General features: G+C 63.0%; 21 protein-coding genes. 11 read left to right on the top strand and 10 right to left on the bottom strand.

From position 1 onward, the window contains the following. Positions 1-152: 152 nt before the first annotated feature. Entirely contained in the window at positions 153-851 is a 699-nt protein-coding gene (locus NKH12_RS26195; RefSeq protein WP_352955795.1) for a glutathione S-transferase family protein, read from the bottom strand. Positions 852-942: 91 nt separating this feature from the next. Between NKH12_RS26195 and NKH12_RS26190 the strand changes: the two genes are divergently transcribed. After that, positions 943-1,455, top strand: coding sequence for a DinB family protein (locus NKH12_RS26190; RefSeq protein ID WP_352955794.1), 513 nt, complete (start codon positions 943-945; stop codon positions 1,453-1,455). A gap of 91 nt (positions 1,456-1,546) precedes the next feature. On the opposite strand, the gene NKH12_RS26185 is transcribed toward NKH12_RS26190, so the two are convergent. The 3 genes from NKH12_RS26185 to NKH12_RS26175 form a co-directional block, all read right to left on the bottom strand. Then, on the bottom strand, positions 1,547-1,849 hold the full coding sequence (locus NKH12_RS26185) for a DUF982 domain-containing protein (protein WP_352955793.1): 303 nt from the start codon (positions 1,847-1,849) through the stop codon (positions 1,547-1,549). Between the two features lie 157 nt (positions 1,850-2,006). Then, complete coding sequence (locus NKH12_RS26180) at positions 2,007-4,088, bottom strand: ATP-dependent helicase (protein WP_352955792.1); 2,082 nt, start codon at positions 4,086-4,088, stop codon at positions 2,007-2,009. Between the two features lie 94 nt (positions 4,089-4,182). Further along, positions 4,183-4,353, bottom strand: a complete 171-nt coding sequence (locus NKH12_RS26175) for a hypothetical protein (protein WP_352955791.1) — start codon at positions 4,351-4,353, stop codon at positions 4,183-4,185. 131 nt (positions 4,354-4,484) lie between these two features. Here NKH12_RS26175 and NKH12_RS26170 point away from each other — a divergent pair, with 131 nt between their 5' ends. From NKH12_RS26170 to NKH12_RS26145, 6 genes are all read left to right on the top strand, one after another. Beyond that, positions 4,485-4,658 (top strand): hypothetical protein, encoded by a 174-nt coding sequence (locus NKH12_RS26170; RefSeq protein ID WP_352955790.1) that lies wholly within the window; start codon positions 4,485-4,487, stop codon positions 4,656-4,658. Between the two features lie 370 nt (positions 4,659-5,028). After that, positions 5,029-6,906: an ABC-F family ATP-binding cassette domain-containing protein gene (locus NKH12_RS26165; protein WP_352955789.1), complete on the top strand. Its 1,878-nt coding sequence runs from the start codon at positions 5,029-5,031 to the stop codon at positions 6,904-6,906. A 48-nt stretch (positions 6,907-6,954) separates the two neighbouring features. Next, on the top strand, positions 6,955-9,063 hold the full coding sequence (locus NKH12_RS26160; protein WP_352955788.1) for a molybdopterin-containing oxidoreductase family protein: 2,109 nt from the start codon (positions 6,955-6,957) through the stop codon (positions 9,061-9,063). A gap of 2 nt (positions 9,064-9,065) precedes the next feature. Further along, positions 9,066-9,974: an agmatinase gene (speB, locus tag NKH12_RS26155; RefSeq protein ID WP_352955787.1), complete on the top strand. Its 909-nt coding sequence runs from the start codon at positions 9,066-9,068 to the stop codon at positions 9,972-9,974. 230 nt (positions 9,975-10,204) lie between these two features. After that, entirely contained in the window at positions 10,205-10,903 is a 699-nt protein-coding gene (locus NKH12_RS26150; protein WP_352955786.1) for a DUF2270 domain-containing protein, read from the top strand. Positions 10,904-11,267: 364 nt separating this feature from the next. After that, the gene (locus NKH12_RS26145; RefSeq protein WP_292518288.1) at positions 11,268-11,537 is read left to right on the top strand and encodes a DUF680 domain-containing protein; all 270 of its coding nucleotides are present in this window, start codon (positions 11,268-11,270) and stop codon (positions 11,535-11,537) included. 176 nt (positions 11,538-11,713) lie between these two features. On the opposite strand, the gene NKH12_RS26140 is transcribed toward NKH12_RS26145, so the two are convergent. Genes NKH12_RS26140 through purM form a run of 6 tightly spaced genes read right to left on the bottom strand, consistent with a single transcriptional unit; the run spans position 11,714 to position 14,989 of the window. After that, on the bottom strand, positions 11,714-12,229 hold the full coding sequence (locus NKH12_RS26140) for a SixA phosphatase family protein (protein WP_352955785.1): 516 nt from the start codon (positions 12,227-12,229) through the stop codon (positions 11,714-11,716). 10 nt (positions 12,230-12,239) lie between these two features. Next, entirely contained in the window at positions 12,240-12,572 is a 333-nt protein-coding gene (locus NKH12_RS26135; RefSeq protein ID WP_352955784.1) for a hypothetical protein, read from the bottom strand. Between the two features lie 14 nt (positions 12,573-12,586). After that, positions 12,587-12,880: a type II toxin-antitoxin system RelE/ParE family toxin gene (locus NKH12_RS26130; RefSeq protein WP_352955783.1), complete on the bottom strand. Its 294-nt coding sequence runs from the start codon at positions 12,878-12,880 to the stop codon at positions 12,587-12,589. A 3-nt stretch (positions 12,881-12,883) separates the two neighbouring features. Beyond that, the gene (locus NKH12_RS26125; RefSeq protein WP_352955782.1) at positions 12,884-13,159 is read right to left on the bottom strand and encodes a type II toxin-antitoxin system ParD family antitoxin; all 276 of its coding nucleotides are present in this window, start codon (positions 13,157-13,159) and stop codon (positions 12,884-12,886) included. 58 nt (positions 13,160-13,217) lie between these two features. Then, the gene (gene purN / locus NKH12_RS26120; RefSeq protein ID WP_352955781.1) at positions 13,218-13,928 is read right to left on the bottom strand and encodes a phosphoribosylglycinamide formyltransferase; all 711 of its coding nucleotides are present in this window, start codon (positions 13,926-13,928) and stop codon (positions 13,218-13,220) included. After that, entirely contained in the window at positions 13,925-14,989 is a 1,065-nt protein-coding gene (purM, locus tag NKH12_RS26115) for a phosphoribosylformylglycinamidine cyclo-ligase (protein WP_352955780.1), read from the bottom strand. The genes purN and purM overlap by 4 nt, the downstream gene beginning before the upstream one ends. A 260-nt stretch (positions 14,990-15,249) precedes the next feature. On the opposite strand from purM, the gene NKH12_RS26110 reads away from it, so the two are divergent. From NKH12_RS26110 to NKH12_RS26095, 4 genes are all read left to right on the top strand, one after another. Beyond that, positions 15,250-15,807 carry a CDP-alcohol phosphatidyltransferase family protein gene (locus tag NKH12_RS26110; RefSeq protein ID WP_352955796.1) on the top strand — a complete coding sequence of 186 codons (558 nt, stop codon included), beginning with the start codon at positions 15,250-15,252 and terminating at the stop codon, positions 15,805-15,807. After that, positions 15,779-16,978 carry an AI-2E family transporter gene (locus NKH12_RS26105; RefSeq protein ID WP_352955779.1) on the top strand — a complete coding sequence of 400 codons (1,200 nt, stop codon included), beginning with the start codon at positions 15,779-15,781 and terminating at the stop codon, positions 16,976-16,978. Before NKH12_RS26110 ends, NKH12_RS26105 begins: the two co-directional genes overlap by 29 nt. A 5-nt stretch (positions 16,979-16,983) precedes the next feature. Next, positions 16,984-17,691, top strand: coding sequence for a DnaA regulatory inactivator HdaA (gene hdaA, locus NKH12_RS26100; protein WP_352955778.1), 708 nt, complete (start codon positions 16,984-16,986; stop codon positions 17,689-17,691). Between the two features lie 126 nt (positions 17,692-17,817). Then, positions 17,818-18,105 (top strand): ribbon-helix-helix domain-containing protein, encoded by a 288-nt coding sequence (locus NKH12_RS26095; protein WP_352955777.1) that lies wholly within the window; start codon positions 17,818-17,820, stop codon positions 18,103-18,105. Positions 18,106-18,848 lie beyond the last annotated feature (743 nt).

The raw sequence follows: 18,848 nt of genomic DNA, 5'->3' as shown, positions 1-18,848 counted from the left end.
CGACAGGTACGGGAGTAGGGCCCTAGGGCAGTAGCGCAGTAGGGGAGGAGTGCAGTAGGGCAGTAGGGGAGTAGGGCAGTAAGGCAGTAAGGCAGTAAGGCAGTAGGTATGCGCGCCGCCGCTACTCCCTTACTCCCTACTGCCTTAACTCCCTATGCGGCGGCGGCCGCCGCCACCTTGCGGCCGAGGCCATCATGCAGGTCGAGGCAGCGCTCGAACCACTGTGCCACCACATCGCTGTCGTCGAGCAACCGGTAGGGTGAGGCGATGCGCGCCCATTGCAGCGCGCCGAAGACGATGTAGTCGGCAAACAGCGGTGATTGGCCGCCGATGAACGGCTGATAGGCGAGCGTCGAGCGCAACGGCTCCAGCGAGGCGCGGAAGGCGCCAAGGCCGCCGTCGCGCGCCGCCACCACCTCTTCCAGTCTCTTGCCGAAGCGCTGCTCGCGGTTCTGGCGGAAATAGGCGGCATTCGCCTCGTCCTGCATGGAGTGGAGGTCCATGATTGCCGCAGTGGTGACATAGGGGTGGATGGTCAGTTGCGACCAGCGTTCGATGAAGCGCGCCATCGCCTTGCCGCCGCCACCGGAAAACAATGTCGGCCGCTCAGGATAGGCCAAGTCGAGATAAAGCGCGATGGCGAAGGAATCGGCGACCACCTTCTCGCCGTCGCGGATCACCGGGACTAGTTTCGAAATGCCGCCCTCAACAGTGGGCACTTCGAGAAAGCGCGTCGGCACGGTTGAGATGTCGAGCCCCTTGTGGGCGAGCGCCATCGCCGCCTTCCAGCAATGCGGGCTGAACGGACGGGCGGCATCGCGTCCGACGAGGTCATAGAGCAGAATAGTCATTGGCGGCAGCTTCCTTGCGGTCTACTAGAGCGACGTTTCGGGCCGATGCGGCAGGCACCCGAAACGGGGTCTCGCGGGTCGGGAGAAAAAGATGAAACAGCACTTCATGATGTTTGCAGCCTACAATCAATGGGCTAATAGCCGCATCTACGATGCCGCCGCCGATCTCGATGAGGAAGAATTTCACCGCAATGTCGGGGTTTTCTTCGGCTCGATGATGGGCACGCTCAACCATGTTCTGACTGCCGATCGCATCTGGATGAGGCGCTTTACCGGCGAGGGGGACGCGCCGGCCAAGCTCGACACGATCCTGCACCGCGCCCTGCCGGGCTTGCGGCTGGCGCGCGAGGCCGAAGACAAAAGGATCATCGACTGGGTCAGGGCGTTAAGCGACAAGGCTTTGTCCGGCCGCTTCTCCTACATGACCGTCTCCGACATGCGCACCGTCTCGCAGCGATTGGCGCCGGCGCTTGATCATTTCTTCAACCACCAGACCCATCACCGCGGCCAGGCGCACGCGATCCTGACCGTTCTGGGTCGGCCTTCGGTGCCACTTGACCTGACGCTGTTCCAGCGCAGCGAAGAGGGCCGCGCCTTCGCCTGATTTGGGATTATCCGGATCGAATTGACAGGAACACCCGTCGAAGATGAACAGCATCTCCGGCGGGCCATAGTCGCAAAAGAGGCCTAGCCAGTCAGGCGGCGTATCCGCCCTGGCCGCGGGCGACCGGCTTGACCGGGACCGCCGGCTGAGCCGAAGGCCAGAGAATGCCTGCCGTCACCGCGAAGGTGATCAAGGCATCGCGCGCCGCTTCGGGCGAGATCTCACCGGCGCGTGCCGCCTCGCAGGCCTTCACCGCCGCGCCGTAGCTAAGGCGTCGCCGCGATGGCGGGAACTCGGTCAGGAACTCATGCATGTCGAAGAGCGAAGCGAGCATGCGCTTATGGCCGGCGCCGACGGTAACGGCGACGGGGGTGAAGAGCATCGTGTCGTGCATTCTTGCCTCTCGAATTGGGCGGAGGTGACGGCGGACGCCGCTCTCCGATCTGAATCGGACGCCCAGAAACGCGGATTGCGGCATCAGGTTCCATGTTGCCGAGATTCGATTTTCGCCACCAAGTCCCGTGGCATGAGCGCCGTGCCGAAGAGGCGGCCTATTTCCACATGTCACGCATGCGGAGGCCAAGGTCGACGCGCACTTGCGGCTGGCGGCGCGGATCGTCCTTGGCCTGGACGCTCGCCCATGATGTCTGTTCGAAGGTGCCGAGGATCGAGGCCGGGATGAAGCGGGTGCGCGAGGCGTAAACGTGGCGATCGCCGCGCGCCGCCTGGCCGTGGACGAAAAAGCGCTGCGGCATGACTAGGTGCAGGCCGTCCTTGGCCCGCGTCATCGCCACGTAGAGCAGGCGGCGCTCTTCGTCGATATCCTCCTTCGAGCCGACGGCGAGATCGATCGGGATGCAGCCGTCGACGGTGTTGAGCACGAAGACGTTCTTCCATTCCTGGCCTTTGGCCGAATGGATGGTCGACAGGATCAGATAGTCCTCGTCGCGATGCGGCGGCCCGGCCTCGTCGCTGGTTGCATCAGGCGGATCGAGCGTCAGCTCGGTGAGGAAACGTTCGCGCGAGGCATAGCCCGACGCGATCTGCTCGAGCTGCAGAATATCGGCCCGGCGCGTCGTTGCGTCCTCGTGGATGCGCTCGAGATGCGGCTCATACCAGAGCCTGACCTGTTCGAGATCGGCAGGCCATTTTCCCGACCCGGTGCGAAGCTGCGAGAACAGCGTGACGAAATCTTGCCAGTCGTCGGCGGCTCGTTGCGGCGGCCGGTAGCGCGCCAACCCCATCGCTTCGTCGAGCGCCGTCGCCATGGTGTCAACGATCTCCGAAGCCGCCGAAGGGCCGATGCCGGGCAGGAGCTGCAGCACGCGAAAACCGGCGACACGGTCACGCGGGTTTTCGGCGAAGCGCAGCACCGCCAGCACGTCCTTGACATGGGCAGCGTCGAGGAACTTCAGCCCGCCGAATTTGACGAAGGGGATGTTGCGGCGCGTCAGCTCGATCTCCAGCGGCCCGCTATGGTGCGAGGCGCGAAACAGCACGGCCTGCGCCTTCAGCGCCGTGCCGGCCTCGCGCTCGGTCAGGATCGCCTGGCAGACGTAACTCGCCTGCTCGGCCTCGTCGCGGACGGCGACCAGCTTCGGCTTTTCGGACGATTTGCGCTCCGTCCATAGGTTCTTGGTAAAGCGCTCCGAGGCCTCGCCGATCACCGCATTGGCGGCGGCCAGGACGGTCTCGGTCGAGCGGTAGTTGCGCTCAAGCATGACGATCTCGGCCGGCCGCGCGAACTGTTTTGGAAAGTCGAGGATGTTGCGCACTTCCGCCGCGCGAAACGAGTAGATCGACTGCGCATCGTCGCCGACCACCGTCAGCCCGGATCCGTCTGGCTTGAGTGCCGTGAGGATCGAGGCCTGCAGCCGGTTGGTGTCCTGGTATTCATCGACCAGCACATGGTCGAATCGTCCACCCAGATGCGCCGATATCTCCGGCTCGCCGGCCATCTGCGCCCAGTAGAGCAGCAGGTCGTCGTAATCGAGCACGTTCTGCGCCTGCTTGGCCTCGACATATTGGGCGAACAGCGCCTTAAGCTGTTCTGCCCACCCCGCGCACCAGGGAAACACCGAACCCAGAACCTCGCCGAGCGGCGCCTGCGCGTTGACGGAACGCGAATAGATGGCCAGGCACGTGCCCTTGGTCGGAAAACGGCCTTCCGTCTTCGAGAAGCCGAGTTCGTGTCGGGCAAGATTCATCAGGTCGGCCGAATCCTCGCGGTCATGGATGGTGAAGGCGGGATCGAGGCCGATCTCCAGCGCGTAATCGCGCAGCAGCCTGGCGCCGATGCCGTGGAATGTGCCGGCCCAGGTGAGAGCATCGGTGATGACGGAGGCGTCCCGGCCCAGCACCTCGCCGGCGATGCGTTCGACCCGCTTGGCCATTTCCGATGCGGCGCGACGCGAAAACGTCATCAGCAGGATGCGCCTGGGATCGGCGCCCCTGACGATCAGATGCGCGACGCGATGCGCCAGCGTGCTGGTCTTGCCGGAGCCGGCCCCGGCAATCACCAGCAGCGGCCCGGCGACCTTGCCGTCGCCATGCTCGACGGCAAGGCACTGCTCGGCATTCAGCTTCGCGAGATAGGCAGGCCGGAAGGTCGAATCACGGGCAGCGAGGTTCATTGCCCATCAAGCATCGTTTCTGCTTTGTTCGCAACGGTTTCGACGCGAGAGTTGCGATCGACGCGTCCGAGACGCACCAGCCGATGAACTCGATCTAGCGCTCTGGCTCTGCACCCATCGCCGCCGACTGCCGCTGCAGCGACTTGTCGTCTTCGGGAGGCGGCAGCAACAGCGGATCGAAGTCGTCGGGCACTTCGTCGATGATTTCCCTGGCTATGCGGTAGGCCACGTAGACGGCGGCCCCGGCTATGAGCAGACGGATCATGATTTTCTCCATTGGTGTGGACCAACCGGAGAGGCTGCGTTTTGTTCCCCCGCTTTCCAACAACCCCGAGCTCTGCCTGAGCGTGCAACCAAATCGGCACCGTCTCGTTTGCCCGGTGACAGGAGGTTGCGATGAACAAGCTCTCAATCTTGCTGGCTTTGGCGATGACGCTGGCTGTCGCGGCTTGCGATAACAACATTCCACCGACGAAGGCCCCTGGCACCGTCGATCAAAACCCGCAGGTCGACCCTGCACCCAAATCGACGTCAGGCGGTGATCAACCCGGCACGCCGCCGGCACAGTGAACGCTGGGGAAAAATGGCCGGCGCCGCTTGGGAGGAGATGGCGCCGGCCAGGCGGGTATCAGGTCCGCCGCACACCTAGACATAGCTGAGTCTTGCCCTTGCGTCATGGTGCGATCGCGGAAGACGACTGTGTTGCACGGGCAATTAACTGACAAATGCGCGATTTTCGGATGCGAGAGGTCGATGCTCGCCAGGCGCCATCATTTGGTCGTCGCGACAGGTTCCAGCCCTAATGCGGGGTGACCTCTTGTCCAGCGAGCCGGCTGCGGCATCAGGCAACCTGCTGCCGCCGGCCGTTTTCACGCCCTTATGCGGCCAACCAGCCCTCAAGGCCTTGCGAAGCGCCGACGTCCCGTGCAAAAGCGCGGCCATGCTGATCATCAACGACCTTTCGCTCCGTATGGCCGGACGCCTGCTTCTCGACCATGCCTCGCTGACTTTGCCGGCCGGCAGTAAGGCTGGGCTTGTCGGCCGCAACGGCACCGGCAAGACCACCTTGTTCAAGGCGATCACCGGCGACCTCGCCTCCGAGACCGGCTCGATCAGCCTGCCGAAGAACACGCGCATCGGCCAAGTGGCGCAGGAAGCGCCCGGCACGGAGGAGCCACTGATCGAGATCGTGCTCAAGGCCGACCTTGAACGCTCCGCACTGCTCGAAGAGGAAAAGACCGCGACCGATCCGCACCGCATCGCCGACATCCATATGCGACTGGCCGACATCGACGCCCATTCGGCCGAGTCGCGCGCCGCCACCATCCTCGCCGGCCTCGGCTTCGACGACGCCGCCCAGCGGCGGCCGGCCTCGTCCTTCTCCGGCGGCTGGCGCATGCGCGTGGCGCTGGCGGCAGTGCTGTTTGCCGAGCCCGATCTGCTGCTGCTCGACGAGCCGACCAACTATCTCGACCTCGAAGGCACGCTGTGGCTGGAAAACTACGTGTCGAAGTACCCGCACACCGTGCTTCTGATCTCGCATGATCGCGACCTGCTCAACCGCGCCGTCAACTCGATCGTCCATCTCGACCAGAAGAAGCTGACCTTCTGGCGCGGCGGCTACGACCAGTTCGAGCGCCAATACACCGAGCAGCGCGAATTGCAGGAGAAGGGTAGGGTCAAGCAGGAAGCCGCGCGCAAGCACATGGAGTCCTTCGTCGAGCGCTTCCGCGCCAAGGCTTCCAAGGCAAGACAGGCGCAGTCGCGCATCAAGGCGCTGGAGAAGATGAAGCCGATCGCCGCAATTGTGAACGACAACGTGCGGCCGTTCTCCTTTCCCGAGCCGGTGAAGACGGTGGCCTCGCCGATCATTGCGCTGAACAACGTCAATGTCGGCTATGTCGAGGGTGAGCCGATCCTAAAGAAGATGACGCTGCGCATCGACGCCGACGATCGCATCGCGCTGCTTGGCGCCAACGGCAACGGCAAGTCGACGTTTGCCAAATTGCTGTCGGGCCGCCTGAAGCAGGAGACCGGCACGATGACGGTAGCACCGGGGCTGAAGGTGGCGATCTTCGCCCAGCATCAGCTCGACGATCTCCGACCGAACGAGAACGCCTACGAGCATGTCCGCCGGCTGATGCCGGAAGCACCGGAATCGAAGGTGCGCGGCCGCGTCGCCCAGTTCGGCCTGACCACCGAGAAGATGAACACCGCCGCCAAGGACCTGTCCGGTGGCGAGAAGGCGCGTCTGCTGATGGGCCTGTCGGCTTTCGAAGGGCCGAACCTGTTCATCCTCGACGAACCGACCAACCATCTCGATATCGACAGCCGTGAATCGCTGATCCATGCGCTGAACGAATTTCCCGGCGCCGTCATCCTGATTTCGCACGACCGCCATCTGCTCGAGGCGACGGCCGACCGGCTGTGGCTGGTCAAGGACGGCGCGGTCAACCCCTATGACGGGGACCTCGAGGATTACAAGACGCTGGTCACCGGTGTGTCCGGGGACCGCCGCGGCAAGCGCGAGGCCGAAAAAGCTTCGAAGGCCGACCGCCGCCGCGACGCGGCAGCGCGCCGCGCCGCCTTCGAGCCGCTGGCCAAGGAGATCCGCGCCACCGAAGCGCTGATGGACCGCATCCGTAAGCGCATCGACTTGATCGAGGACGAACTCGCCAACCCGGCGGTCTATGAAAAGGACCCATCGACGGCGACACGGCTGGCCAAGGAGCGCTCGCAGCTGGCCCAGACGCTCGCCGCCCATGAGGAAAAATGGCTGTCGATGTCGGCGGAGTATGAAGAAGGCACGGCGGAGTAGCGCCATCTGGCCCTACACGCCGCCGCCATAAACGGCTAGTTTGGCCCCATGAATCAGCACGCCAAGCTCAGGATCGGCCATTCGGCCTGTCCGCATGATTGCCCGTCGACCTGTGCGCTCGAAGTTGAGCTGCTCGACAGCAAGCGCATCGGCCGCGTTCATGGCGCCAAGGCCAACAGCTACACATCAGGCGTCATCTGCGCCAAGGTCGCCCGCTATGCCGACCGCGTCCATCATCCCGACCGCTTGCTGAAGCCGCTGATCCGCGCCGGCGCCAAGGGCGAGGGCGCCTGGAAGGAAGCGAGCTGGGAGGCCGCACTCGACCTCGTGGCCGAAAAATTCATCGCAGCCGAGACAAAATACGGCTCGGAGACGGTCTGGCCCTATTACTATGCCGGCACGATGGGACTGGTGCAGCGCGACGGCATCGAGCGGCTGCGCCACGCCAAAAAGTACTCCGGCTTCTTCGGTTCGATCTGCACCAATCTGGCCTGGACCGGCTGGATGATGGGCGCCGGCGCGTTGCGCGGTCCCGACCCGCGCGAGATGGCCAAGTCCGACTGCGTGGTGATCTGGGGCACTAATGCCGTGGTCACCCAGGTCAACGTCATGACCCACGCGATCAAGGCGCGCAAGGAACGCGGCGCCAAGATCGTCGTCATCGACGTCTACGAGAACGCGACGATGAAGCAGGCCGATCTCGGCCTGGTGCTGAAGCCCGGCACCGATGGCGCGCTGGCCTGCGCGGTGATGCATGTGCTGTTCCGTGACGGCATGGCCGACCGCGCTTATCTGGAAAAATACACCGACGATCCGCACGGTCTGGAAGCGCATCTTCAGAGGAGGACGCCGCAATGGGCGGCTGATATCACCGGGCTTTCGGTCGACGAGATCGAGACCTTCGCTCGCCTCGTCGGCACGACGAAGAAGACTTATTTCCGCCTTGGCTATGGCTTCTCGCGCCAGCGCAACGGCTCCGTCAACATGCACGCCGCCGCCTCGATCGCCGCGGTCACCGGCTGCTGGCAGTATGAGGGCGGCGGCGCCTTCCATTCCAATTCGGGCATCTTCAAGCTGAACCAGGAACTGCTGGAAGGCACGCGGATGCGCGACCCCGCGATCCGCCACCTCGACCATTCGCGCATCGGCCCGGTGCTGACCGGGGCGGCGGATGCGCTCTATGGCGGCCCGCCGGTGACGGCGCTGCTGATCCAGAACACCAATCCGGTCAATGTCGCGCCGGAGCAGCGGCTGGTGAAGCAAGGTTTTCTGCGCGACGACCTATTTTCCTGCGTACACGAGCAGTTCATGACCGACACCGCAAAACTCGCCGATGTCGTGCTGCCGGCGACGATGTTCCTCGAGCATGACGATGTCTATAAGGGCGGCGGAAACCAGCACATCACGCTCGGTCCGAAGCTGATCGACCCGCCTGAAGGGCCGCGCACCAACCACTTCGTCATCGAGGAACTCGGCAAAAGGCTCGGTGTCGGCGACAGCCCTGGCTTCGGCATGACCGAGCAGCAGCATATCGACATCATTTTGGGCAGGCGCGGGCTGGGCAGCTTTTCGAGCCTCAAGGAACAAAAGTGGGTCGATTTGCAGCCGGATTTCGAGGCGGCGCATTTTATCAACGGCTTCGGCCACGCGGACGGAAAATTCCGCTTTCGCGCCGACTGGACTGGGCAGGCAGCGCCCAACCGGCCGCCGAAAAGCATGGGCCTGTTCGGGCCGGTGGCAAGCCTGCCGGAATTTCCAGACCACGTCGACCTGATCGAGGTGGCGGATGAGGCGCATCCGTTCCGGCTGACCACCTCGCCGGCGCGCAATTTCCTCAATTCGACCTTTTCGGAGACACCGGTATCGAAGGCCAAGGAGGGCCGGCCGGAACTGCTTTTGCATCCGGACGATGCAGCATCCTATGGGCTGGCCAACGGCGACCGCGTCGAGATCGGCAATGCGCGCGGCGAAGTCGTGCTGCACGCAAGATTGTTCGACGGCATCAAGCGCGGTGTCGTGGTGGCCGAAGGCATCTGGCCGAACAGCGCCCACGAGCGCGGCGAGGGCATCAACGTTCTGACCGGCGCCGACGCGCCGGCGCCCTACGGCGGTGCGGCGTTTCACGACAACAAGGTGTGGCTGCGCCCGGCAGAATGAGCGTGGCTTCGGCGCTGAACCCGCCGTTACCAGCGCCTATCCAATACAGCGCACCGGGTTACCGGCGATGCAGCTATCATTTGATAAGAGATGGAACGCTGACCATGGCCAAGATCTCCCTGTTGGGAATCCCCCATGACGACAACTCCTCTTTCATAAAGGGCGCCGCTGAAGCGCCTGCCCATATCCGCCGGGAACTGCATTCCGACGCCTACAGCATGTGGAGCGAAACCGGCATAGATCTCGGCGCAGCGGGCAGACTTGTCGACCATGGCGACATTGGTTTCGACGCCGGCGGCGATCCATGGGATCTGATTGAGCGAGATGTCGGCCGCGCGATGGAGCCGGGCGATCCGTTGATCTGCCTCGGCGGCGACCATGCCATCTCCTACCCGATCCTGCGCGCTGTGCGCCGCCGTCACCCCAGTTTGACCATCCTGCATATCGACGCGCACCCCGACATCTACCATGCCTACCAGGGCAACCCACGCTCCCATACATCGCCCTTTGCCCGGATCATGGAAGAGCGGCTTGCGGACCGTTTGATTCAGGTGGGGCTTCGCACCATAAACAATCATCATCGCGAACAATTCAAGCGGTTCGGCGTCGAGGTCATCGAGGCTGGCCGTTTCAGCGAAAGCCTGAGGCTCGATTTCACGACTCCCGTCTACATCTCGATGGACCTCGACGGGCTGGACCCGGCCTTTGCGCCCGGCGTATCGCACAGGGAGCCCGGCGGCCTGTCGACCCGCCAGGTGATCAATTTGATTCAGACGGTCAACCAGCCGATCGTTGCCGCTGATATCGTTGAATATAATCCGCGTTGCGACACCTCCAACCTGACAGCAGTCGTGGCGGCAAAACTGTTCAAGGAGATTGCCGGGATGATGATGAAGACAGCCAGCCACTGACGACGATTGCCAACTTCAGGTCCTGCGCCCTTGCTTCCCCTGACTGGCGGCTTAGTTGCGGGATTGGGCATCCTCATCTTAAGTAGGAGATTAAGTAGGAGAGCGAGAACGTCCCTGACCGGCGCAGACGCGCCAGCGCCCTGTGGGCGGTGCTGCGCCCCACGACACCAGGTCTGGCTGCGGCGGCGAATGTCCCAGCCGTCTTTTGCGAGGCGGGTGGAGGAGCGACAATGGCAGATGTATCGGCAGCGCCGGCCCCCATTGGAAGAACGCCTTCGCCCGGCGAACTCGTGACCACGATGTCGCACTTTCATCGTGCCGAGATTCTGCGCATGACGGGGTGGCGCGACCGCCTGGACCGGACGAGCAATTGGGCGATAACGGTCGTCGCCGCGATGTTGTCCGTCTCGCTTTCGGCGGCCAGCGCGCATCACGGCGTGCTGCTTTTTGCCATGCTGCTTGTCCTGTTGCTGCTGTGGATAGAAGCGCGGCGATATCGCTTCTTCGACGTTTACCGGGCCCGCGTGCGCCAGTTCGAACGGCACTATTTCGCGCAGATATTCTCGCCGCAGCCGGACTTCGCGTCCGATTGGCTGTTGGTCGTCGGCGAAAGCCTGCGCGCGCCAAAATTCCTCATTTCGCAACGAGTGGCGTTGGCGCGCCGTCTGCGTCGAAACTACATCCACCTGCTTCTGATCCTGCTGCTGGCGTGGATCCTCAAACTGTCGACCCCCAGTCTTCTAACCGAAGGTGTCCGCATCGGCTTCGTCGGTTCGGTGCGCGAGGCCGTTGCCGGCGCTGCCCTGGGGCCCATTCCCGGCGTGGTCATCGTCGTGCTGGTCGCCGCCTTCTATGCCGGCCTGCTGGTCACGGCGTTCCTGACTGCTGGCGACGACGGCGAACTCTCCTTCGGTGACGTGCACGTCTGAAGCGGCAACGAAAGCCGGCAGCCGTATGAACTTCATTTGCGCGTCAGCGGGAAAATCGAACCGATCGGTTCGTTTCTATTGACGCATCGTGCAGGACAGAGTGAACGCCGGCTCAACAAACGGCCGCGCCACACGGCAGGAGTGTTTGCCCAACACTTTGAAACGATGTGAAAAATTATGGCGAAGGAAGCCTTTTGGCGGATTTCAAGCACCCGAATCAGGGTGTGGCCGGAACATCTTTGTGATTGGAAACCGCAGCACTGCCAACCCACCTCGGGGTAGTCCGAGCGACGCGAAATCCTCCCAAGGCACGCCACGAGACGGACAACAACACTGAAAATATGAAAATACTGGAGTACCTGAAATGACCAAGATTGCTCTTACCGCTGCCGCCATCCTCATTGCCACAGGCAGCGCCTTTGCCGGCAGCGACCACTATGGTTCGGACGGCGTCAACCAGCCGGCAGCGCCTGTTGGCAATGCGCCTGTTGGAAATGTAGACAACACGTTCACGGGTTCGATCCGTAAGCTGCTCCCGACCGAGCACAATGCCGTCAATACCAATGCGACGCCCGAGTCCGGCACGGCTCAGTCCGTCGTGCCTCAATCAGGCCGGGGCAACTGGGGCCGCTAACTCCTCAAGCTCCGGAACTCAAAGAGCGGCGGGTTCGGCCCGCCGTTCTTGCTTTTGCATCATGTCTCAGCCTACAGCGCCGCGCATCCTTTTGGGCGCGCAAAGGACGCTGTGGCATTCGCGCATGATCCTTTCCGAACCGAAGGTCAGCGCAGAAAAAAATTTCGAGCCATGCTCTAGCGCAGATCCTTCGGCCAGACGCAGTGTGTCAGCCGCGCATCGCCGAGGGCCAGCCGTGCCCAGTCACCATCGAAAAGGAAGCGGGCCAGGGCTGCTGTCGGGAATTTTTCTTCGAGCTTTTTGAGTGCCGCGGCATCCGACCCGGCGCCGGCAAGCCGGCGCGCGAATTCCTCCAGGCCGGGATTATGGCCGAGCACCAAGAGGCTGCTCGTTGCCGCATTTGCCTGCCGTACCTTGGCGAGAACGTCTGCCGCGCTGGCCTCGTAGAGCGCCTGGACAAATTTGGCCGGCGTTTTCGCCGGCAGTTCCGCCGAGACCAGCCGCCATGTGTCGCGGGTGCGCAGCGCCGGCGACACCAACGCCAGATCGGGCAGCCAGCCCTGGCTGGCCAGTTCGCGCCCGACCAGCGGGGCGGCCTTCAGCCCGCGCTCGGAAAGCGGCCGGTCGAAGTCGATAAGGTCAGGATCGTCCCAGCTCGACTTGGCATGGCGAAGCAAAAGCAGTTGTTTCATCGACTTCAACTCAGTCCCAGGGGATATTGGGCTGGATGTCTTTCCCATACCCGCCACCATATTTTTTGCCCGTTGCGGTGTCGAAGGCTGCCCAGAGTTCTCCAAAGATAAACAGGCCCACGCACTGTTCGTCCCTGTCCCATTTCACTGCGATGTCTGTTTCATCGATTGCCCAGGCACCTGAACGAATGTGAATTGAATTGATGACAAGGCCCGCTTGTCCGTTTTCGATTTGAACAAGATAGAAATATGCTGTCGCGCTGAGCCGGTCTTTTACTTCGTCATGTTCGAAAACGCCGGCCAAATCGCCTGTTGTCCGGATCGCGCTATCAAAAGCACCCATTGAAATGCCTGCGATCAAAATAGGGTCGAGACGTCGCGCGCGCCATGGACGACACGGACGATCTCGATTCGCTGTTCGGCCAGGCGATAGAGCACGAGATAGTTGCCGATCGTCAATGCGCGCGCTCCGCGAGCGATATCTGGTCTTCGCGGCCCCGACTCGGGAAAGGCGGCAAGCTGAAGGATGCGCTCGGCGATGGCATTCAGAAAACGATCGGCGCCTCGCGGGCTGTCCTCGGCGATAGCAAGCCAGATATCGATAAGGTCATTTTCGGCCGCCGGGCTGCGGATGATCGGCATGCCTGCCATAGGCTATTTCTTGACAGCGTCGCTGAAGCGGTGATGCGCCTTCAGCTTGATGTCCTCGATGTCGAAAGGCGCGAACGGGCCGCTCTCCAGCCCTTCCGCCCAGGCTTTCCGCAGCCGTTCCGCTTCCGCCTCGCGCAAGGGCTGGCGAAGGCGCCATTCGCGCAACGCCTCGCGGATCACTTCGCTTGCCGAACCATACTGCCCGCTGGCCACCGCGCCTTTGACCATGTCCAGCAGTTCCGGGGAAAGCGCCACGCTGACTTTTTCGACTGTCGCCATCAAACTGTCTCCTTGCCAAGATAGTAGCAAATATTGCTACCATCTTCAAGAATGGTTCTCAGGGCGTGATGCGCGCCAAATGCTCGAGATCGGTCTCCTCGCGCAGCGGATCGGGCGCCATGATCACGGAGGTGCTGTTGTCGGCATCGTCGGCGAAGTGGGCAAGCACGGTGCGCCCGCCTTCCATCCGCGCTTTGCCTTCGGCGACCAGCCCGAGCGCCAGCGGATAAAGCCGGTGCTCGGCCTTCAGCACGCGCGCGGCGAGCATGTCCTCGTTGTCGCCGACCATCACCGGCACGGCGGCCTGGGCGATGATCGGGCCGTCATCCATGTCCAGCGTGACGAAATGCACCGTGCAGCCATGGATGCGGATGCCCGCGCGGATAGCTCGCGCATGCGTATCCAGCCCCTTGAAGGCCGGCAGCAGGGCAGGGTGGATGTTGATCATCCGTCCCAGCCATTTCTCGACGAAGTGCGCGCCGAGGATGCGCATGTAACCGGCCAGCGCCACGATCTCGGCGCCGAACGAGACGAGTGCCGCGTCGATCGCCCCGTCATGCGCTTCCTTGCTGGTATAGTCGGCTCGCGAAATCACCTTGGTGGCGATGCCGCGCGCCGCGGCGATACCGAGACCGGCGGCATTGACCCGGTCGGAAATGACGCCGACGATCTCGGCCGGATAGTCCGGGTTAGTGGCCGCGGCGATCAGCGCCGTCATGTTGGAGCCGCGTCCCGAAATCATCACCACGGTGCGTTTGCGCATGCTCATAGGCCGATCGAGCCCCGATAGATCACGCCGGCGTCGCGGCGCGGCACGATGCGGCCGATCGGCGTCACGATCTCGCCGGCCTCCTGCAGCACGGCCGCGACCTGTGCGGCCTGGCCGGAGGCGACGGCGAGGATCATGCCGACGCCGCAATTGAAGGTGCGCATCATCTCTGCGGGCGCCACGCCGCCGGTCTTCGCCAGCCATGAGAACACCGCCGGGACTTCGATGGCGTCGAGGTCGAGTTCGGCCGAAAAATCCTTCGGCAGGACGCGCGGGATGTTTTCCGGGAAACCGCCGCCGGTGATATGGGCCAGCGCCTTGATGCCATGCGTGTTGCGGATCGCCTTGAGGATCGACTTGACGTAGATGCGGGTCGGCTCGAGCAGCGCCTCGGCCAGCGTGGCTTCATCGTTGAAGGGCGCTGGATCGGTCCACGCAAGGCCGCTGGTGGCGACGATGCGGCGGACCAGCGAAAAGCCATTCGAATGCACGCCCGACGAGGCCAGCCCCAACAGCACGTCGCCCTCGACGAGGTCGTCGGTTGGCAGCAGCTGGCCGCGTTCGGCCGCGCCGACGGCAAAGCCGGCAAGGTCGTAGTCGTTGCCGTGATACATGCCGGGCATTTCCGCCGTCTCGCCGCCGATCAGCGCGCAGCCGGCCTGCCGGCAGCCCTCGGCGATGCCGCCGACGATCGAAGCACCCTGATCTGGATCGAGCTTGCCGGTGGCGAAATAGTCGAGGAAGAACAATGGCTCGGCGCCCTGCACGACGATATCGTTGACGCACATGGCGACGAGGTCGATGCCGATCGTGTCGTGCTTGCCCGCATCGATGGCGATCTTTAGCTTGGTGCCGACGCCGTCATTGGCAGCGACCAGCACCGGGTCGGTGAAGCCGGCGGCCTTGAGGTCGAACAGGCCGCCGAAGCCGCCGATCTCGCCATCGGCGCCCGGCCGGCGCGTCGCGCGCACCAGCGGCTTGATCTTCTCCACCATCAGATTGCCGGCATCGATGTCGACACCCGCCTCGGCATAAGTGAGCCCGTTCTTGCGCTTGCTCATCACTCTTTCCTGCTTTCCGGGGCTCTTCGCATGAACGGCTGCGCCTCGCAAGGATAACGGCTGGCTCACGCACTTTCGGCATCACAAAAGAGTGGACAGAGGCTTCAGGCAAAATCTCCAACATTGGCGATTGGCGAAGGCCTTGAAGACAGCCAATCTCTTCCCACGAGCGGAGATTGGCAGCTTCTGCGTCGCTCTCACTTGCCGTAGCCGCTCATCTCCATCATGTATCATCAAAACAGAAGCGACGGGATATGCGTTTGACCATCCCCAACATGATCACGATCATGCGTTTCGTGCTGGTGCCGGGCGTGGTGCTGGCCATGCTGCAGGCGCGCTGGGATTGGGCTTTCGCCGGCTTCCTGATCGCCGGCATCTCCGACGGCGTCGACGGCTTCATTGCCCGCCATTTCAACCAGTTTTCGCGGCTTGGCGCCTATCTCGATCCGATGGCCGACAAATTGCTTCTGGTCTCCGTGTTCGTGGTGCTGGGCTTCATCGGTGAATTGCCGCTGTGGCTGGTCATCACCATGGTGTCGCGCGATGCGTTGATCGTCTGCGCCGTCGTTTTATCCACCGTCATGGCCCACCCGGTCGAGATGAAGCCGCTGTTCGTGTCGAAGGCCAACACCGCCGTCCAGATCGGGCTGGCAGCGGTAGTGCTGGGCGAACTGGCCCTCGCCATTAATCTCGACCCACTCAGGCCGGTGCTCATATTGCTGTCCGGGGTCTTGACCGTGGCTTCGGCCGCGGCCTATCTCGTGGCTTGGCTGAGGCATATGAGCGGCTATGGCGAAGGCTCCAAACCGGGTACCTGACCAGGACGTCGACGCGGCAGCCGAAGCTGCGGCCGCCGATGCTGCCGCGTCTGGCGTGTTTCGCCGCCAAATCCGCTTCTGGCTGATCAGCGCCGTCATCCTCGCGATCTTCCTCTATGTCTTCAGCGGCATCCTGCTGCCGTTCGTCGCCGGCATGGTGCTCGCCTACTTCCTCGACCCGGTCGCAGACCGGCTGCAGCGGCTCGGCTTGTCCAGGCTGATGGCGACGATTGTCATCCTGTTTGCCTTCATCGTCGTTCTGGTACTGGCCTTCGTCATCCTCATTCCGGTGCTGGCTTCGCAGATGGCCGATTTCGCCAGCAAGCTGCCGGAATACCTGACCCGCCTGCAGACCCTGATCACCAGTTTCGATCCGAGATGGCTGGAAGACAAATTCGGCGTTGACGCCAATGGCCTGCGCGAAGGGTTGAATTCGCTGCTGACCTCCGGCTTTGGTCTCCTGACCACGGTGTTCACCTCGATCTGGAGCTCCGGCGTGGCGCTGGTGTCGGTGGTCAGCCTGTTCGTCGTCACGCCCGTCGTCGCCTTCTACATGCTGCTCGACTGGGACCGCATGGTGGCGATTGTCGACAGCTGGGTTCCGCGCGACTATGTCCAGACCGTCAGGGCAATCGCCAACGACATCAACACCTCCACCGCCGGCTTTGTGCGCGGGCAGGGCACGCTGTGCCTGGTACTGGGCGCCATGTACGCCATCGGGCTGACTCTGACCGGCCTGAATTTCGCCATCCTCATCGGCCTGTTCGCCGGGCTGATCTCCTTCATCCCCTATGTTGGCTCGCTGACCGGGCTGGTGCTGGCCGTCGGTGTTGCCTTCGTTCAGTTCTGGCCGGACTGGACCATGGTCGCAGCGGTGGCCGGCGTGTTCTTCGTCGGCCAGTTCATCGAGGGCAACATCCTGCAGCCGAGGCTGGTCGGCAAAAGCGTCGGCCTGCATCCGGTGTGGCTGATGTTTTCACTGTTTGCCTTCGGCGCGCTGTTCGGCTTCGTCGGCTTGCTGATCGCCGTGCCGGCCTCGGCTGCGGTTGCCGTTCTGGTGCGCTTTGCCATCGCCCGCTATCTCGAGTCGCCGCTCTACAAGGGCCACCACACCGAACCCGTCCCGCCGCTGCCGGCGCGTCGCCGCGGGAGCGGTGGGCCACGCAGTTGAGCCAGATGCCGGACCACAACAAGATCGACCCGCCGCGCCAGTTGCCGCTCGATCTCGGCCACGGCACCGGCTACTCGCGCGACGAGCTCGTCGTCTCCGGCACCAACAGCCAGGCGGTCGCGCTGGTCGATCGCTGGCCGGACTGGCCGTCGCCGGTGGTCGTGCTCGCCGGTCCGGCGGGCTCTGGAAAAACCCACCTGGCCTCGATCTGGCGCGCCCGCGCCGGCGCAGTGAAGATCGACGCTGGGCGGATCGGCGACTGCATGGCGAGGCTCGGCGCGCGGCCGGCCCTGATCGACGATGTCGATGCCGGTCCGGTCGATGAAGAGGGGCTGTTCCATCTCATCAACGCGGTGCGCGGGGCCGGCTCGACCTTGCTCTTGACCGCGCGGCGCTTTCCGTCCGCCTGGGGCGTCAGACTTCCGGACCTCGCTTCGCGGCTGAAGGCGGCGGCGACGGTCGAGATCCACGAGCCCGACGATCACTTGCTGGCCGGAGTCATCACCAAACTGTTCGCCGACCGCCAGGTCGAGGTCGAGCCGCATGTCGTGCAATATCTGGTGCGCCGCATCGAGCGCTCGCTGGCAACCGCGATGCGGGTGGTCGAGCGGCTGGATCGCACGGCACTGGAGCGCAAGACGCCGATCACGAGGGCGCTGGCCGCCGAAACCGTCAGCGCCATGGATGAGGGGCAGGGCGAGTTCGAGATTTAAAGATAGCCGAGCGTGATCAAAGTAACGCGATAGGTAGGCGACCCGCTCCGAGCAACCATGTTTCCTATTCTGTTAGATTGGTGTATGATTAAATCATACACCAGGGAGGCAAGAAAGGACGGTTCCATGCGTACCACTCAACCGCTGACCATCACCTTGCCGCTCGATATGGCGCAGATGGTCAAGGACAAGGTTTCATCGGGCGAATACGCCAGCGAAAGCGAGGTCATCCGCGATGGCCTTCGCACGCTCGCCCAGCGTGCCGCGGCTGTAGAGCGGTGGTTGCGCGAGGAAGTCGTGCCGACGATGAAGGCTGTTGACGCAGACCCATCGCAACTGATGAACCTGGAAGAGGCGAAGAAACGCCTGCACGCCCATGTCGATGCTATCGTGGCTAAAGCCTCGCGCTCATGACGCACCAGGTAGTGTTCAGCGCGGCGGCCGAGAAGGATGTGGCCGAGCTGCTGGCCTATCTTGTGCCGGAGGCTGGAGAAAGAACTGCACGGGCCTGGGTCGACCGACTGATTGTCTACTGTGAGGGGTGGCCACATTCCCTGAGCGCGGTACTCGCCGGGATGACATAGCCCCGGGTCTGCGTACGGTTGGTTATCGGCGGCGGGCGACGATAGCCTTCGCGTGGATGGCAACACTGTTGTCATCTTGCGCATGCTCCATAGCGGCCGCGCCTTGGAGGCGGTCGAGGACATAGACGGCGACTAGATCTTCGGTCGCGGTTCCATTGACCCCGGCCGGTGTCCCATTTCGGGAAACGTTGTCTGGCATCCGTCTTGCACCAATCAACTTGCCGGCTGACCCCGGTCCTGATTGCGTATCAAATCAGGTTGTAGGCTCGCCGGGAGATGAGGCGGTTGGGGTTCTCTTCCCGGCGAGCTTGCCTCGATGAGGTCGCTAGTCGCGCATACGGCACTGGTAACCGCGCTCGCGGATAATCGCCGTTCCCGCTCCGCCTTTTGGCCGTTGTAATGGACCATTGATGGTCAATCTTCATTAAGATATGGACTAGAGGATGGTCGAGAGGCCGATGCGGGTATCCATTGCAGACCCTAGGTGGTGTGGACTCTTAGGATTCCCTTTTTGACCGTAGCATGATTCAAGACTGCTTTTGGAGGCAGCCTTGGGTGTAATGGATCGGTTGA

The organism is Mesorhizobium sp. M1322 (assembly GCF_040318085.1).
GTDB lineage: Bacteria > Pseudomonadota > Alphaproteobacteria > Rhizobiales > Rhizobiaceae > Mesorhizobium.
The sequence above is the reverse complement of the archived record's forward strand: the minus strand, read 5'-3'. Positions and strand labels throughout refer to the sequence as shown.